At 63.1% G+C, this 16692-nt stretch carries 17 protein-coding genes; 10 read left to right on the forward strand and 7 right to left on the reverse strand.

Annotation, left to right across the window (positions count from 1 at the left end):
• The first annotated feature begins 2 nt into the window (after positions 1–2).
• Positions 3–299 (forward strand): hypothetical protein, encoded by a 297-nt coding sequence (locus tag G405_RS0113200; protein ID WP_022701994.1) that lies wholly within the window; start codon positions 3–5, stop codon positions 297–299.
• Positions 300–364: 65 nt separating this feature from the next.
• Here G405_RS0113200 and rplI read toward each other — a convergent pair whose 3' ends face one another.
• Genes rplI through rpsF form a run of 3 tightly spaced genes read right to left on the reverse strand, consistent with a single transcriptional unit; the run spans position 365 to position 1618 of the window.
• Entirely contained in the window at positions 365–985 is a 621-nt protein-coding gene (rplI, locus tag G405_RS0113205) for a 50S ribosomal protein L9 (protein ID WP_022701995.1), read from the reverse strand.
• A 14-nt stretch (positions 986–999) separates the two neighbouring features.
• A complete protein-coding gene (gene rpsR, locus G405_RS0113210) occupies positions 1000–1254 on the reverse strand; it encodes a 30S ribosomal protein S18 (protein WP_022701996.1) in 255 nt (84 codons plus the stop codon).
• A 13-nt stretch (positions 1255–1267) separates the two neighbouring features.
• On the reverse strand, positions 1268–1618 hold the full coding sequence (rpsF, locus tag G405_RS0113215; RefSeq protein ID WP_022701997.1) for a 30S ribosomal protein S6: 351 nt from the start codon (positions 1616–1618) through the stop codon (positions 1268–1270).
• A 248-nt stretch (positions 1619–1866) separates the two neighbouring features.
• Between rpsF and fabD the strand changes: the two genes are divergently transcribed.
• The 9 genes from fabD to G405_RS0113260 all read left to right on the forward strand — a co-directional run bounded on the left by fabD (position 1867) and on the right by G405_RS0113260 (position 11309).
• On the forward strand, positions 1867–2808 hold the full coding sequence (fabD, locus tag G405_RS0113220; RefSeq protein WP_022701998.1) for an ACP S-malonyltransferase: 942 nt from the start codon (positions 1867–1869) through the stop codon (positions 2806–2808).
• A gap of 6 nt (positions 2809–2814) precedes the next feature.
• Positions 2815–3552, forward strand: coding sequence for a 3-oxoacyl-[acyl-carrier-protein] reductase (gene fabG, locus G405_RS0113225; protein WP_022701999.1), 738 nt, complete (start codon positions 2815–2817; stop codon positions 3550–3552).
• A 186-nt stretch (positions 3553–3738) separates the two neighbouring features.
• The gene (locus G405_RS0113230) at positions 3739–3975 is read left to right on the forward strand and encodes an acyl carrier protein (protein WP_009800441.1); all 237 of its coding nucleotides are present in this window, start codon (positions 3739–3741) and stop codon (positions 3973–3975) included.
• Positions 3976–3990: 15 nt separating this feature from the next.
• Complete coding sequence (gene fabF, locus G405_RS0113235) at positions 3991–5280, forward strand: beta-ketoacyl-ACP synthase II (protein WP_022702000.1); 1290 nt, start codon at positions 3991–3993, stop codon at positions 5278–5280.
• Between the two features lie 14 nt (positions 5281–5294).
• Positions 5295–6347 carry an endolytic transglycosylase MltG gene (gene mltG, locus G405_RS0113240; RefSeq protein WP_022702001.1) on the forward strand — a complete coding sequence of 351 codons (1053 nt, stop codon included), beginning with the start codon at positions 5295–5297 and terminating at the stop codon, positions 6345–6347.
• A gap of 15 nt (positions 6348–6362) precedes the next feature.
• Entirely contained in the window at positions 6363–7244 is an 882-nt protein-coding gene (locus tag G405_RS0113245) for a YicC/YloC family endoribonuclease (RefSeq protein WP_022702002.1), read from the forward strand.
• A gap of 5 nt (positions 7245–7249) precedes the next feature.
• Positions 7250–7906: a guanylate kinase gene (gene gmk / locus G405_RS0113250; RefSeq protein WP_022702003.1), complete on the forward strand. Its 657-nt coding sequence runs from the start codon at positions 7250–7252 to the stop codon at positions 7904–7906.
• Between the two features lie 63 nt (positions 7907–7969).
• Positions 7970–9250, forward strand: a complete 1281-nt coding sequence (locus G405_RS0113255; protein WP_022702004.1) for a DUF2254 domain-containing protein — start codon at positions 7970–7972, stop codon at positions 9248–9250.
• A gap of 70 nt (positions 9251–9320) precedes the next feature.
• Positions 9321–11309, forward strand: a complete 1989-nt coding sequence (locus G405_RS0113260; RefSeq protein WP_022702005.1) for a S9 family peptidase — start codon at positions 9321–9323, stop codon at positions 11307–11309.
• Positions 11310–11333: 24 nt separating this feature from the next.
• On the opposite strand, the gene rsmA is transcribed toward G405_RS0113260, so the two are convergent.
• The 4 genes from rsmA to G405_RS0113280 form a co-directional block, all read right to left on the reverse strand.
• Positions 11334–12188: a 16S rRNA (adenine(1518)-N(6)/adenine(1519)-N(6))-dimethyltransferase RsmA gene (gene rsmA, locus G405_RS0113265; protein WP_022702006.1), complete on the reverse strand. Its 855-nt coding sequence runs from the start codon at positions 12186–12188 to the stop codon at positions 11334–11336.
• Positions 12185–13174: a 4-hydroxythreonine-4-phosphate dehydrogenase PdxA gene (pdxA, locus tag G405_RS0113270; RefSeq protein WP_022702007.1), complete on the reverse strand. Its 990-nt coding sequence runs from the start codon at positions 13172–13174 to the stop codon at positions 12185–12187. The genes rsmA and pdxA overlap by 4 nt, the downstream gene beginning before the upstream one ends.
• Positions 13171–14406 carry a peptidylprolyl isomerase gene (locus G405_RS0113275; protein WP_022702008.1) on the reverse strand — a complete coding sequence of 412 codons (1236 nt, stop codon included), beginning with the start codon at positions 14404–14406 and terminating at the stop codon, positions 13171–13173. The genes pdxA and G405_RS0113275 overlap by 4 nt, the downstream gene beginning before the upstream one ends.
• A gap of 81 nt (positions 14407–14487) precedes the next feature.
• The gene (locus G405_RS0113280; protein ID WP_022702009.1) at positions 14488–16662 is read right to left on the reverse strand and encodes an LPS-assembly protein LptD; all 2175 of its coding nucleotides are present in this window, start codon (positions 16660–16662) and stop codon (positions 14488–14490) included.
• Positions 16663–16692 lie beyond the last annotated feature (30 nt).

The raw sequence follows: 16692 nt of genomic DNA on the forward strand, positions 1-16692 counted from the left end.
CCATGCGCCTTTTGGTCGGAATGTGTGCAGTTCTCATCACCCTCGGCGCGGCGTTCGATCTGTTGATCGTGATAGATCTGATCAACCGCGACAGTTTGAGGCTGAGCGTCGGGACTTATCTGAGCCAGGGCCCGGAGTTTGTACGCTGGGTTCGCGAGGTGCTCGGCATGGCCTTTTCAGAGGCAGTCGTCTCGCCAGTCTTCGCTTTGCCTGCAGGATGGTTTTTCGGGCTTCGCGCCACTGCATTCACACTCTTGGCGACCCTGATCTTCGCCAGCCTTAAACTTCGGTCGGTCTAGCCCAAACGAAAACGGGCGGCTCTGTGTGAGAGCCGCCCGTCGTCAGATCAGAAGAGTTGAAAGCCCTAGCTTTCGGTTTCTTCAGTCTCTTCGGCGTCCGCATCGTTGGAGCCGTAATCATCGTCGTCGCCTTCGACGCCGGACTCTGCGAGTTCGACGGCCTGGGCTTCGGCCAGAGCGCGGTCTTCATCAGCGGCGGACGCGATCACGTCCTCGCCTTTGGCCTGACGCTCGGCTTCGTCCTCGGTGCGGGCGATGTTGATGGTGATCGTGGTGTCCACATCCGCGTGCAGAACCAGGCGCACTTCGTGCAGACCCAGCGTCTTGATCGCGGTGTTCAGGTCCACCATGCCGCGGGTGACCGCGAATTCCGGCGTGGAGGCTGCGTCGGCGATGTCACGGGTGGACACCGAACCGTACAGCTGGCCGGATTCAGACGCCTGGCGGATCAGCACGAAGGTCGCGCCGTCCAGGTGAGAGCCTTCCTCGCGGGCCTTGGCGGCGCGCTCGGCGTTCAGCTTCTCGATTGCTTCGCGCTCGCGCTCGAAGCGTTCCATGTTGGCGTTGGTGGCGCGCAGCGCTTTGGCTTGCGGCAGCAGGAAGTTGCGGGCGTAACCCGGCTTCACCGTCACCACGTCGCCGATGGCGCCGAGCTTTTCGACACGTTCAAGCAGAACAACTTGCATGGTCTTAAGCTCCCTTAATCGACGGCGTACGGCAGAAGGGCCAGAACACGAGCGCGCTTGATGGCGCGGGCGAGTTCACGCTGCTTCTTGGCCGACACGGCGGTGATGCGAGACGGCACGATCTTGCCGCGTTCGGACATGTAACGCTGAAGCAGCTTGATGTCCTTGTAGTCGATCTTCGGCGCATTTTCGCCGGAGAACGGGCAAACCTTGCGGCGGCGCTGGAACGCGCGGCGAGCAGGGACGTTGGAGATGGAGATCTCAGCCATGTTCCGGGACTCCCTAGCGGCGTTCGCGGCGCTTGCGGTCTTCGCCTTTGCGAAGCACAGCGCTCGGTTCTTCGTTCAGTTCGTCGACGCGGCAGGTCATGTAGCGCATGACGTCGTCGGCGAAGCGCTGGCGGTAATCGAGAGCTTCAAGCACCTCGTTGCCAGCTTCCATGTCCAGATAGCCGTAATGGCCTTTCCGGTTTTTGTTCATGCGATAAGCCAGCGTGCGCAGACCCCAGTATTCGGTCTTGTGCACCTTGCCGCCTTTTTCCTCGATCAGAGCCTTGAGCTCTTCGATCGAAGATTCCATCTGCGTCGGAGAAACATCCGGGCGCGCGATGAACACGTGTTCGTATTTGTTCATAAGACGTTGTCGTCCCTTCTGAAGGGCCGCGGCGCAAGCAACATCCGAAGGGCCGGATGGTCTCACGTCGGCTCCCCTGGTCCCGCCCGACACACAATGCCGAGACGGACCACGACCAGAGGACCGCAGCCGGTGAAGCCGCGGTGTATAAGCGAAGGCGGACGCGGGCGCAAGCGGGTCGAGACCTTGCCACTCAAGCTGCGCCCGGCTATCCCGCGTGCAATCAGAGTTGCGAGGGAGGACGCCGCATGGCGCTTGCATTCACTTTTCCCGGACAGGGCAGCCAGGCCGTCGGCATGGGCAAGGCGCTGGCGGACAGCTTCGCGTCGGCGCGCGCCGTCTTTGACGAGGTGGACGAGGCCCTGGGCCAGAACCTGTCCGAGCTGATGTGGGACGGGCCGATTGAAGAGATCACCCTGACCGAGAACGCCCAGCCCGCCATCATGGCGGTGTCGCTGGCGGCGATGGCGGCGCTGAAATCCGATTTCGACGTGGATGTGACGGCGGCGAAATTCGTGGCCGGTCACTCGCTGGGCGAATATTCCGCCCTGTGCGCCGCGGGCGCGCTGTCGGTTTCGGACGCGGCGAAGCTGCTGAAGCTGCGCGGCCAGTCCATGCAGAAAGCCGTGCCGGTCGGGCAGGGCGCCATGGCGGCGCTGCTGGGCGCCGAGATGGACCAGGCTGAGCAGGCGATCACTCAGGCCGCAACGAGCGGCATCGTGACCATCGCCAATGACAACGCCCCCGGTCAGATCGTGATCTCGGGCGACAAGGCGGCCGTGGACGCCGCGATTGCCGCGATCAAGGAGATGGGCGTGCGCAAGGCGATGCTGCTGCCGGTCTCCGCGCCGTTCCACTGCCCGCTGATGCAGCCTGCCGCCGACGCCATGGCGGAGGCGCTGAAAGACGCGCAGATGTCCAATCCGTCGGTACCGGTCGTCACCAATGTCAGCGCCGGGCCGGTGTCGGATGCAGAAACCCTGCGCGCCCAGCTGGTTGAACAGGTCACCGGCAAAGTGCGCTGGCGCGAGAGCGTCGATGCGATGCATGCTGCCGGCGTGGAGCAATTCGTGGAGGCGGGCGCCAAGGTGCTCACCACCATGCTCAAGCGGCATATCAAAGAGGCGCAGGGCACAGCGCTTGTGACCGCCGAAGATCTGGAAGCCTTCGCAGCTTCTCTGAAGGGATAGATTTACATGTTTGATCTGACTGGGAAAAAAGCGCTCGTCACGGGCGCGACCGGCGGCCTGGGCTCTGCGATTGCGCGCTCACTGCATGCGGCAGGCGCCTCGGTGGCGCTGTCGGGCACGCGTGAGGCAGTGCTGAAAGAGCTGGCGGATGAGCTGGGCGAGCGCACGGCGGTCTGTCCGGCGAACCTGTCGGACGCTGACAGCGTCGACGCCCTGCCCAAGCAGGCGTCTGAAGCGCTCGATGGCCTGGACATCCTGATCTCCAACGCCGGCGTTACCCGCGATCAGCTGCTGATGCGGATGAAGGACGAGGACTGGGACACGGTCATCAAGGTCAATCTGGAAGCCCATTACCGCCTGTCCAAGGCCGCAATGCGGGGCATGATGAAGCAGCGTTTCGGCCGCATCATCGGCATCACCTCCATCGTCGGCGTCACCGGTAATGCGGGTCAGACCAATTACGCAGCGTCCAAGGCCGGCATGATCGGTTTCACGAAAGCGTTGGCCCAGGAAGTCGCGTCGCGCGGCGTGACGGCCAATTGCGTGGCGCCGGGATTCATCGAATCGCCGATGACCGACGCGCTGACCGATGACCAGAAGGCGGCGATTCTCTCCACGATTCCGGCTGGCAAGCTGGGTCAGGGATCAGATATTGCAGCTGCGTGCGTGTATCTCGCCAGTGCGGAAGCCGGTTATGTCACCGGTCAGACCTTGCACGTGAACGGCGGTATGGCGATGATCTAGGCTTGATTGGTCCGGGCGCCCGGACCGACTTGCCAGACAGTGTGCGGCTGGCGTACGAGTTTTCGGCGTGTTATCAGCCCGCACGCTTCACGGGGGAAGGACTTGAACCTTCCTTGCGTAAACAACACCTAGGAAGCGCGACGCCCGCCGGGATGTCCGCAAAACAGAATTTGAAAAGGGACCGACATGTCCGACGTTCTTGAGCGCGTTAAAAAGATCGTTGTCGAGCATCTCGACGTTGAAGCCGAAAAAGTGACCGAGAAGGCTTCCTTCATCGATGATCTGGGCGCTGACTCTCTCGACAATGTCGAGCTGGTCATGGCGTTCGAAGAAGAATTTGATATCGAAATCCCCGACGATGCCGCTGAGCACATCCAGACGGTCGGTGATGCGGTGAAATTCATCTCCGAAAAGCTCGGCTAAGCCGGAGCATATCTCATGTCGAAGCGTCGCGTCGTCGTGACCGGGTTGGGGCTTGTGTCCCCGCTCGGCTGCGGAACTGAACATGTCTGGTCCCGGATTATCGCCGGGGAGTCAGGCTTGGCGAAGATCGAACACTTTGATGTGTCCGATCTGTCCAGTCACGTGGCGGGTATCATCCCGCGCGTCGACGGGCGCAACGGCGGGGGCGAAGGCGTCCCCGGGTCGTTTGACCCTGATGCGGTGATGCCCGCGCGAGATCGCAAGCGCATCGACGAATTTATCCTTTACGGCATCGCCGCCGCCGACGAGGCGCTCGCTCATTCCGGCTGGAAAGCGGAGAGTGAAGAGGCCAAGGAACGCGCAGGCGTTCTGATCGGGTCTGGCATTGGCGGTCTTCAGACCATCTATGACGCCTCGGTCACGCTGCACGAGCGCGGTCCGCGCAAACTCAGCCCGTTTGTGATTCCGGCCATGCTGATCAACCTCGCCTCCGGCCAGGTTTCGATCCGTCATGGCCTCAAAGGCCCGAACCACGCCGTGGTGACGGCGTGCTCCACCGGCGCCCACGCCATTGGCGACGCCGCCCGTCTGATCGCCTATGGCGATGCGGACATGATGGTGGCGGGCGGTGCGGAAAGCGCCATCACCCGTCTGGGCTATGGCGGCTTCGGCGCAGCGCGCGCCCTGTCCACCGGCTTCAATGACAATCCCAAGGCGGCTTCGCGTCCCTGGGACAAGGACCGCGACGGCTTCGTCATGGGCGAGGGCGCAGGCGTTGTCATTCTTGAAGAATACGAAGCGGCGAAAGCCCGCGGCGCGACGATTTACGCTGAAGTGCGCGGCTATGGCCTGTCCGGTGACGCCCACCACATCACGGCCCCGGCCGATGATGGCGATGGCGGTTTCCGCGCCATGAAAGCTGCGCTCAAGAGCGCCGGGCTGACGCCTGCGGACATCGGTTATGTGAATGCGCACGGCACCTCGACGCCCAAGGGCGACGAGATCGAGCTGGGCGCGGTGGAGCGTCTGTTCGGTGACGCCGCCTCTGATCTGGTGATGAGCTCGACGAAATCGGCCATCGGCCACCTTCTGGGCGCCGCCGGCGCTGTTGAGGCCGTGTTCTCCATCCTCGCCATGCGCGACGGCATTTGCCCGCCGACGCTCAACCTGGACAATCCGTCTGTTGAGACGCCGATCAATCTGGCGGCCAAGGGTGCGGTGAAGAAAGAGCTTTCGGCGGTTCTGTCGAACTCCTTCGGCTTTGGCGGCACCAACGCCTCGGTCGTCTTCGCCAAAGCTGACTAGCGTCAGGATTGGTGATGGGCGAGACGCAGACCCCCGCCACGAAACCTGAAAAGACGCGCGGGGGACTTGCGCGCCTGTTGCTCTGGCTCGCCGGAATTCTGGTTGTGCTGGCGCTCATCGCGGCGGGCGCGGCCTATGGCGGCTGGGTCTGGATCAACCAGCAGTTCGTCGCGCCGGGGCCGGCTGCGGCCAATGAAACCGTGCTGTTGCCGCGCGGCGCCGGTCTGATCGCCATCGCTAACCAGCTGGAGCGCGAAGACCTGGTCGAGGACGCCCGGTTGTTTCGCGTCATGGTGATGATTGACGGCGGCGACCGTGATTTGCGGGCCGGCGAGTTCGCCATCCCGGAAGCCGCCTCCATGGTCGAGATCTACGACATTCTGCGCTCGGGCCAGACCATCCAGTATCCGGTGACGGCGGCGGAAGGCCTGACCACGGCGATGATCGCGCGCGTGGTTGAGGCTGCAGACGTTCTGACCGGTGAGATCGAGCGCTTGCCGGCCGAAGGCGCGCTGCTGCCTGAAACCTATCTGGTGAGCCGCGGCGACACGCGCCAGGGCGTGATCGACCGCATGCAGGCGGCTCAGGACGCGCTCATCGAAGAACTGTGGCCGAACCGGGCTGACGATCTTCCTTTCGACACCCCGGAAGAAGCGATCATCCTCGCCTCGGTGGTGGAAAAAGAGACCGGCATCGCCCATGAGCGACCCATGGTGGCCTCGGTCTTCGTGAACCGGCTACGACGCGGCATGCGCCTTCAGAGCGACCCGACGATCATTTACGGCATTACACAGGGCGAGCCCCTGGGCCGCGGCATTCGCCGGTCCGAGCTCGACAGCACGTCCAATCCCTACAACACCTATCAGATTGACGGTCTGCCGCCGACGCCGATCGCCAATCCGGGCCGGGACGCGATCGCCGCGGTCCTGAACCCGCCTGAGGGCGAGTATTATTACTTCGTGGCGGACGGCACTGGCGGGCATGCGTTTGCATCCAGCCTGGCCGAGCATAATCGCAATGTGGCGCGCTGGCGCCGGATTGAACGCGAACGCGCCCAAGGGGGCTAGCGGGAGGCTATCGCAATGACGCTGTCTGGCATGACAGGCTTCGCCCGGACTGAACGCTCGGGCGCTTACGGCGCCGTTTCCGTCGAGGCGCGGTCGGTCAACGGCAAGGGGCTGGATGTGCGCCTGCGCCTTCCCCAAGGGCTCGATGCGCTCGAAAATCCGATCCGCGAGCTGGCCAAGGCGCGTTTCACTCGAGGATCTATTTCACTCAATGTGACGCTGACGGCGCCGGACGCTGCGGGCGAAACCAGCATCGACCAGGCCCGGCTTCAGGCCTATGTGGACGCCACCGCTCATCTGGTGGATCGCGGCGGCGCCCGGGCTCCCTCCGTGGGTGAGCTGTTGGCGCTGAAGGGTGTGATCACCTCTGAAGACGCTGTGCTCAGCGAAGACCAGATTGACGCGCGCAACGCCGCCATTCTGGAGGCGGTCGAGGCCGCGTTTGACGGTCTGAAAGCGGCGCGGCTGGAAGAGGGCGCAGCGCTGAAAGGCATGCTCGACGCCCATCTGGGCGAGATCGCCGAGTTGCGCACCCAGGCCGCCGCGTGCGACAGCGCCATGCCGCAAGCCATCAAGGCGCGGCTTCAGGCCAAGCTTGAAGACCTGCTTGACGGGACGGTCGATCCGGACCGTCTGGCGCAGGAAGCGGCCATGATGGCTGTGAAAGCGGATGTGCGCGAAGAGCTCGATCGGCTTAAAGCCCATATCGACAGCGCGCACGGGCTCATCGACGGGGGCTCGCCTTGCGGCCGGAAACTTGATTTCCTGTCTCAGGAATTCAATCGCGAAGCCAATACGCTGTGCTCGAAATCGAGCGACACTCAGCTGACCAATATCGGACTGGCGCTCAAGGCGACGGTCGATCGCCTGCGTGAGCAGGTTCAGAATGTGGAGTAGGCGCCATGCACGGTGATCATCTGTCCGGCCCGGTGTTTCGCGGCCAGCGGCGCGGCTTCATGCTGGTGCTGTCCAGCCCGTCGGGCGCAGGCAAGACGACCCTGTCCAAGCGGCTTCTGACCCAGAACCCCGATCTGGTGCTGTCTGTATCTGCGACGACGCGTGAGCCTCGGCCGGGCGAAAAGCACGGCGAAGACTATTATTTCATGGAGCAGGGCGAGTTTATCGCCAAGACCAAGTCCAACGAATTCTATGAATGGGCGAAGGTGTTTGACCATTATTACGGCACCCCGAAAGGCCCTGTGGAAGAGGCGCTGGACGAAGGCCGTGACGTCATCTTCGACATTGACTGGCAAGGCGCCCAGGCGTTGGCTGAAAGCGCGCCTGAAGACGTCGTGCGCGTCTTCATCCTGCCGCCCTCGCTGAAGCTGCTTCGCGACCGCTTGCACAAGCGCGCCCAGGACAGCGACGAGGTGATCGAGGGGCGGATGAACCGCGCCAAGGCGGAAATCGAGCACTGGGCCGAGTATGATTATGTCGTGATCAATGACGACTTCTCGCGCGCGCTCGAAAAGCTCAGCCAGATCCTGCACGCCGAACGCCTGAAACGCTCCCGCCACCTCTGGCTTGAAGGCTTTGTCGACGCGCTGATGGAGGAATAGGGAACCGGACGCGCAGTTCAGGCGTTTCTGCTTATTGAAAGTTTCTGCGCAGAAAGACCCTTCATGCTCTCCAGGGCCGAGTTTCTCGTCAATCGCGTGCTTCGGTCCATCTGGTTGCGTCCCGCCGCTTATGCGGCTGGCGCGGCGCTGGTCGTGCTGATCACGCCGCTGATCGACCCCTTCCTGCCATTTGAGTGGAAAGAGCTGGTCTCGACTGAGACCAACGAAGCGGTGCTCACCATTCTCGCCTCCAGCCTTCTGGCGGTGGCGATTTTCTCGCTCTCCACCATGGTGGCGGCGTTGCGCTCCGCCTCCAGCTCGGCAACGCCGCGCGCCCGCGCCTTGTTGGTCGAAGACGCCGCGGCGCAGAACGCCATCTCCACTTTTATCGGCGCGTTCCTGTTCAGCCTGCTTGGGGTGATCGGCAGCTTGCTGGGGCTGTATTCCGGATCCGGGCGCGTGATCCTGTTCGCCCTGACCGTGCTGCTGGTGCTGATCGTTGTGGCGACTTTGATCCGCTGGCTCGACCGATTGTCAAAGCTGGGCGACGTCACCGAAGCCATCCGCCGGGTGGAGGCTGTGGCCCAGACGGCCTTTGATCATGCGCCCGTGGCGCGCGATGTGGATGAAGCGCCAACCTTTGAAAGCGGCGTGGATTTACATCCCAAGGCGCCGGGCTTTGTGCAGAATGTGGCGCTCGAAAATCTCAGGGCGCTATGTGACCGTCTGGACTTGCAACTGGTCGTCAAAGCGCCGCCCGGCGCGTTTACAGACGCTGGCGCGCCCTTGGCCCGTTTGTCGAAACCGGTCGAGGCCGCTGACGAGGACGCGCTGTGCGCCTGCTTCAATCTGGGTTCCGATCGCGATTTCCGTTCTGATCCGTGCTTTGGGCTGATTGTCCTGTCGGAGATTGCGTCCAAGGCGCTCTCGCCGGGCGTGAATGACCCCGGCACCGCCATTCACACCATTCGCGCGATCCAGCGCGTGCTGCACAAATGGTCAGTCACCTTGGCTGAAAAGGCCGATGAGGACACAGACCCAAAGGATCAGACGCAGCGCGTTTTCTTGCCCGGCATCTCAGTGCGGCACGCGCTGGAATGCGGCTTTGACCCAATCTCGTTTGACGGCGCCAACCGGCCCGTCATCACCCGCACCTTGCTCAGCGCCCTGTCCGGCCTGAAAGCGCAGGATGAGGCGCTGTTCAGCGCTCAGGCGGATGAGTTGGCGCAGGCCATGCTCGCGAGGGCCCGGTCTGCGATCCCCCATGACGCCGACAAGCAGGCGCTGGTTGCGGCCGCCGAGCGGCTGGGGTTCGGACCTGAGGACGCCGGCGAGAGCCTTTAGGTTGGGGCGCTTCGCCTAAGTGTTGACGCGTGTTAACCTCTCTCCCGATGAAACCCAGGGGAGGGAATCCATGACCTTTAAAACCAGCCTGCTGATTGTCTCGAGCCTGTGTGTGCTAGCCGCCTGCGGTCCGGCCTCCACCGGCCCCGTCACCGTCAGCGCCTCTGAAGCGACCACCGCCACGGCGGTCTCTGTTCAGTCAGAGCCGGAGCTGGGCCATTCGGCCGAAGTGTTCTTCAACACCACCTCTTACGGCATGGGCGCGAGCTCAGGATACGCCTTCTCCAGCGAGACGGGCGAAATCCTGATTTCGTCTGATGAAACCGGGGTGATCAACGCCTATGCGCTTGACCCTGAGAGCGGCGATAAACGTGCGCTGACGGCGTCAGACACCAACGCCACCTATGCGCTGTCCTGGTTTCCCGAAGATGACCGCATCCTGGTGACCGCTGATGGCGGCGGGGACGAGCTCAATCATATTTATGTGCGTGAAGCCGATGGCGCCCTGCGCGACCTGACGCCGGGTGAGAACGTCAAGGCGAGCTTTATGGGCTGGTCCGCGGACGGCTCGCAGATCTGGATCAGCACCAATGAGCGCGATCCGGCCGCGTTCGACCTTTATGCCTATGACGCGGAGACCTACGAACGCAGCCTTGTCTTTGAGAATGCCGATGCCTTGTCCATGTCGGCGATCAGTCCGGACGGGCGCTGGCTGGCGCTGGACCGGCCACGCACCTCGGCGGACAGCGATATCTTGCTGGCGGATCTGACCTCGGATGAAGCGCCTGTTCTGATCACCGAGCACGAAGGCAATATCGCCTATGGCGCCTATGACTTCACCGCGGATTCCACCGCTTTGGTCTACGCGACCAACGAGTATGGCGAGTGGAACCAGGCCTGGACCTATGATCTGGCCACCGGCGATCGCGCCCCGCTTATCGAAGCGGACTGGGACGTGATGTATGTGGGCTATTCGCCCAGCGGCCAGTACCGGGTCAGCGCCGTCAATAATGACGGCTTCACCGATGTGACCGTGCTCGACACGGCGACCGGCGAGACGGTCAGCCTGCCTGACAGCGTGCCTGCCGGTGATCTGGCCGGCGTCCGCTTCAATGAAGATGAAACCCAGATGGCGTTTGGCGTGACCTCATCGGTGGCGCCCAACAATATCCACTGGGTTGATCTTCAGACCGGAACGCATCGCCAGCTCACCGAAGCGCTCAACCCCGAGCTGAAGCCCGAAGACCTGGTGGAAGCCGAGGTCGTCCGCTTTGACAGTTTTGACGGCGTGACCGTGCCCGGCATCATGTACCGCCCGCACAATGCCAGCGCGGATAGGCCTGTGCCGGCGCTGGTCTGGGTGCATGGCGGGCCGGGCGGGCAAAGCCGGGCCGGCTATAGCGCCGCGATCCAGCACCTCGTGAACAATGGCTACGCCGTCTACGCCGCCAATAATCGCGGCTCTTCGGGCTATGGCAAAACCTTCTTCCATATGGATGACCGTCGTCATGGCGAGGAAGACCTGCAGGACATCGTGGCGGCGGGCGATTATCTGCGCTCGCTCGACTGGGTGCGCGATGACGCCGTGGGCGTGATCGGCGGTTCTTATGGCGGCTATATCACTGCCGCCGCTTTGACCTTCCACCCGGAAGCTTTTGACGTGGGCATCAATATTTTCGGCGTCACCAACTGGGTGCGGACGCTGGAATCCATCCCGCCCTGGTGGGAAAGCTTCCGCGAAGCGCTGTACGACGAGATGGGCGATCCGGCGACGGACGCCGAGCGTCACCGGGCGATCTCTCCGCTTTTCCACGCCGACCAGATCGTCAAACCCATGCTGGTGATCCAGGGCGCCAATGATCCGCGGGTGCTGCAGGTGGAAAGCGATGAGCTGGTCGCCGCGGCCCGCGAGAACGGCGCCATTGTGGAGTATGTGCTCTTCCCCGATGAAGGGCATGGGTTCCGCCGCCGCGAAAACCGCATCACGGCGTCAGACGCCTATCTGAACTTCCTGGGTGAGTATCTGGCGGGTGAAACGCCGGAAGGCGACAGCGAGTAAAACGCCCAGTCGTGCGGCCTGGGCCTAGCCCCGGGCCGCGCGCCAGGCTTTGGCAAGCTTGAAAAAGCCTTCGGGCGGAATGGTTTCCGCGCGCGCGCCGGGGTCTATCCCGGCGTCCTCGAGCAGCGCCTCTGCGCTTTTGCCCGTCTGGCTCGCCGCCGGGCCGAGTGATTTGCGCAAGGTCTTGCGGCGTTGGCCGAAAGCGCTTTCCGTTACGGTTGAGAGCGCCTTGAGGTCTGAAAAACGCTGATCCTCGGGCAGGGGCTCAAGCACTACGACCGCGCTGTCCACCTTGGGCGGCGGGGTGAAGGCGCGGGCCGGAACGGTGAAGGCATGGCGAGATTTGGCCACGGCGGCGGTCAGAATGGCGAGCCGCCCGTATTGCTTGTCGCTGGCTGTGGCGACCACGCGTTCGGCCACTTCCTTTTGAAACATCAAGACAAGCCGCGTCCACCAGATCGGATCGGCCTGCAGCCATTTGATCAACAGAGCTGTCCCCACATTATAGGGCAGGTTGGACGCCAGAATCCGCTCGCCTTCAAAGGGCAGGGCGGCTTCATCCACTTTCAGCGCATCCGCTTCAATGATGGAGAAGCAGCCCGGCGCAGCTTCGCCGATTTGTTCCAGCGCCGGCACGAAGCGGCGGTCCTTTTCGATCACCGTCACGCGCGCGGCGCCTTCGCTGAACAGCGCGCGCGTCAGCCCGCCGGGACCGGGGCCGACTTCCATGACGGTGGCGCCGCTCATATCCCCGCACAGCCGGGCGATCTTGGCGGTCAGATTGAGATCGAGCAGGTAATGCTGGCCGAAGCGCTTGTCCGCGTTGAGCCCGTGTTCGGCGATCACCGCGCGCAGCGGCGGCAACTGATCCATGCTCATGACGCAGCCTCTCGGTTGCGCGTCATCAGATCCGCCTGACGCAGGGCGGCGATCAGGCTGTCAGGCCGCGCCACGCCCTGTCCGGCGATGTCAAAGGCGGTGCCGTGATCGGGGCTGGTGCGGATGACCGGAAGCCCCAGCGTGATATTCACGCCGCCATGAAAATCGAGGGTTTTCACCGGGATCAGCCCCTGATCATGATACAGGCAGATCGCGGCGTCATAGCCTGCGCGCGCCTCTTCATGAAACATGGTGTCTGGCGGCAAGGGGCCGACGATATCCACGCCGTCACCGTGCAGTTGATCCAGAGCGGGGGCGAGGATGTCGATCTCCTCACGCCCCAGGGCGCCGTTTTCGCCTGCATGGGGGTTCAATCCAGCGAGCGCCAGACGAGGTTCGGCGAGCGCGAAATCGCGCTTCAGCGCATCGCGCACCACATGTGCGGTCTTCACCACAGCCTCAGCCGTCAATGTCTGGATCGCTGTCAGAAGCGGCGTGTGGATTGAGACGAGCGCCGTGCGCAGGCCGCCGCCTGACAGCATCATCACCGGGCCGCGCGCGCCGTGCATCGGCAGGTCTTCAGTGAGGTGTGCGATAAACTCGGTATGGCCGGGAAACTTGAACCCGATCTCATACAGCCGCGCCTTGGAGACAGGATTGGTGACGATAGCGCTCGCTTCGCCTGAGCGGACAGCGTCTACCGCCGCCTCTATGGAGCGCACGGCGGCTTCAGCCTCGGTCTCAGACGCTTCAAGTGCGATCACCGGCAGGAAGTTCGAGAACACCTTGCGCGCTTCGTCCGCGTCCGAGACACGCTCAGGACGGGGCAGGTCAAGCAGCTCCGCAGCCGCCAGCAGGGGCGCCGGGTCGCCATAGACCACAAAGCACGCATCTTCATCGCGCAGGGCGCGCCAGGCTTTCAGGCAAAGTTCAGGGCCGACCCCTGCAGGATCCCCAAGGGTCAGAGCCAGAGGCGCGCGGATCACCGGATTTCGATGGTGGCGTCACGGCGCAGATCGCGCAGCCAGCGGCGCGACAGCAGGGACAATTGCTGATTGACCAGCTGGTTTTCGATCTGCTCCGGGCTCGGCACGCCCGGACCGGTCAGCGCCTTGTCGCACAGCACGAACACCTGAGCGCCCGCCGCCGTGTCCAGCACTGGCGTGGCGGAAACCGGCTCAAGCCCGCTCAAAGCGTCACGAATGGTCGGCACAAGCGCGTTTGCGCCCACATCGCCCAGATTGGTGACAAAAACGCCGTCGATGCCGCTGACAGCCTCTTCGAGCGCGTCGCAGCTATTGATTGCGCTCGCCGCCTCAGACAGCGCTGCGCGCTTCTCATCGGTCAGCTGAGAGCGGGGCAGGGTGATCTGGGTCAGGGTCAGCTGTTCGACCACCTGGCCATCGCGGCTGTCGATCAGGGCGACCATCTGGAAGCCGCCAGGCACGCGGATCGGATTGGAAATTTGACCTGGCTGCATCTGTTCCACGACTTCAGCCACTTGGGGACGCAGACCCGACAGGGGCAGATAGCCCGTATCGCCGCCTGCGCTGGCGCTGGCCGCGTCAGAGAATTGCTGGGCGACCGCCTGGAAAGGCGCGCCCTGACGCAGCTGGTCATAAATGGTCTGAACGACGCCGACCGCCCGCTCTTCGCCGCCATCGGGGGTGATCTGCACGAAAATCTCGCCCAGACGATATTGCGGTTGGGAGGCGGACTGAATGAACCGGTCCAGCGCTGTCTCGATCTGCTGATCGGAGATTCGAATGCGCGAGCGATAGCGGCCGCTGACCAGAATTTGCCAGGCGATTTCCGCTTTCACCTGCTGGCGCAGCGTATTGATGTCGATGCCGCTGGCGGTGAGGTCGGCTTCCACCTCTTCAACGGTTGCGCCGGAGCGCGCCGCGATGTCGCCGATGGCGTCATCCACTTCCGCTTCGTCCACTTCGAGTTCGAACTCGCGCGCCTGTTGAAGCTGAAGCGTTTCATCCACCAGACCGCGGATGGCCTGATCCTGGATGCGCGCCAGCATCTCTTCAGTGGGCTGGACGCCCGCCGAGGAAATGATCAGCCGCATGCGATCGCGCACATCCAGCGTGGTGATCGGCTGGTCGTTGACGACAGCTGCAATGCCTTCCACCTGCTGGGCGGAGGCTGTGGGCGCAGCGGTCATCATTGCGATGCCGGCGAGGATAGTCAGCGCGAGTCGGAACGCCATGTAAGAACCATAAGGTTAGAGGTGTTCGGGCAAGATACCGATACCACAGACTGACGCAATCGCCCGACTGCGTGTCAGACGTTAATCATCACTCAGGCCGCCCAGTGTGAACAGCACGATCTCAAGTTTGACGGAGTCGCTGGGGCCCAGATTGGCCACATCGATATTATCGCGCTCCCAAAGAATACGCAGGCTGGTGCATTCATCGCGATATTGCAGTCCCGCGCGCTGGCGGCGGATTTCGTTCTCTTCAAGGTCAATCACGCCGTCATAGACCACAGACCAGTCCTCGGTGATTGCGAAACCGGCGCTGGCCGTCACCTCCTCCAGCTGTCGGGTGGAGGCGGCGTCGGTGCGGCGGGTGTATCGCGTGTTCATCGAAACCCGCCAGGCGTCAAAACCGGCGGTCAGGTCCAGACGATTGATTTCCTGGCTTTCAGAATCGATCCGGGCGCGGGCGTCGAGGTCAAACTGGCCCAGATCAAGCTCGATCTGCCCGATCCAGTCCGAATCATCGTCGGCCAGACCGCTGGAAGCCGGGAAGCGCTGATCGCCGTCTAGACGGAAGCTGCGGCCTGCGAACACTTCCAGCTCGCCAGGCAGGGCGCCGCGCCAGTCTGCGGCGACGGTCAGGCCCACATCCAGGCGGGCGCCGTCTTCCCACAAATCATAGCCATTGGCGCGGGCGGCGTCGAACAACTGGCTTTGCTGAAACTCGATCGACAGGCTGTCGACATTGACCGGCGTGCTGTCGGCGTTGTCGCTGCTGGCGATGATCGCGGCCATGCGCGGCGCAATCAGCCAGTTCACGCTCTCGCCCGGCCGAACGAAGGGCAGGCTGAGATCGAGGCCCGCCGCGCCGAGTGAGCGGGTCAGATTGGTGCTGTCTATCTCGTTGCCCGACGCGTCGGTCTCATTGAAGGCATATGCGTCAGCGCGCGCCAGAGCGAACGCCTCAGCCCGCAATCCGCCGGGCAGGATGGTCGGTCGGGTCCAGTCCAGCGCCAGGCTGGCGCGCGTATAATCATCACCGGCGTTTCGCTGCAGATTGGCGGTGTTGAAGCTGAAATCCAGATCGCCCGCCCATCTCGGCATCGGCAATTCAGCGCCGAACCGGATCAGGGGCGAAATCAGCGGCAGGGTGTCGTCATCGACGTTTTCCTGCAGCTTGTTGAAATGGATCACCGTGGCGTCGCCATGGAAATGTTCGCCATCACCGATGAAGAACACCTGGTTGAGCAGCATGCGCTGATCGCGAATCTCGAACAGGCCGTCAGCGCGGTCCGGGGATTCCTCGAATCCGTAGCGGCGCAGATACAGATCGCCGCTCACCGCCTCGACGCCAAAGCCCCATCGGAAATTCTGGTTGAAGCGGAACAGCCCGTCCGCGAACACATGGCCGCGCAGCTCTTCGTCGCCGAATTTGCCGTCCTGATCGAACTCCTGCTCATAGGTGAAGCTGGTCTGGACGTTCATCTCGCCGGAATAGAAACGGCGGCTCCAGTCCAGCTGCAGAAGCGGGTTCACCTTGCCCATATAGCGCGGTGAAACGATCAATTCCTGGGACGGTCCAATGGCCCACAAATACGGCTGCTGATAGCTGAAGCCCAGACGATTGGAGCTGTTCAGAACCGGGAACAGAAAGCCTGACTGGCGCGCGGCGGACGGGTCGGCATGGGCGAAAACCGGAGAGTAAAGGATCGGTCGGCCCAGCACTTCCAGCCGCACATTGCGGTAATAGATCACCTTGTTCTGGGTGTCTCGCACCACCCGGCTCGCCCGCAGGCGCCAGGTGGGTTCGTCCTCGCCGCTCTCGCACAGCTCGCAAGCGGTATAATAGGCGTTCGACAGCTCCACCGAGCCGTCCGGGCGGCGCAGGGCTGCGCCCGCAGCGGCGCGGCCATTGTTTTCAAGCAAGGTTGCAAAGCCGCGCGCCACGCCTTCGCGCAGATCATCGCTCAGCTCGACTTCCTCGGCGAATTGCGCGGGTTCGCTGCCGTCAAAGATCTGCACGCCGCCGCTGGCGACCACGCGATTGAGGGCGGGGTTGTAGATCAGTTCTTGCGCGAACAGCACTCGCTCGCCCGATTGCAGCCGGACATCGCCCCGCGCAATATACAGGCCCTGCTGCTGATCCTGGATCAGCTCGTCCGCGTCCAGATACACTCGATCATTGCTGACAGTCTGCGCCATCGCTGCAGGGCTTGCCGCCGCCAACAGGGCGGCCAGTGCCGCAGATCGGTACAACGCGTTCATGATCAGTGTTCAGTCCCTTGGCCTATGCCC

Source organism: Oceanicaulis alexandrii DSM 11625 (assembly GCF_000420265.1).
Lineage (GTDB): Bacteria > Pseudomonadota > Alphaproteobacteria > Caulobacterales > Maricaulaceae > Oceanicaulis > Oceanicaulis alexandrii.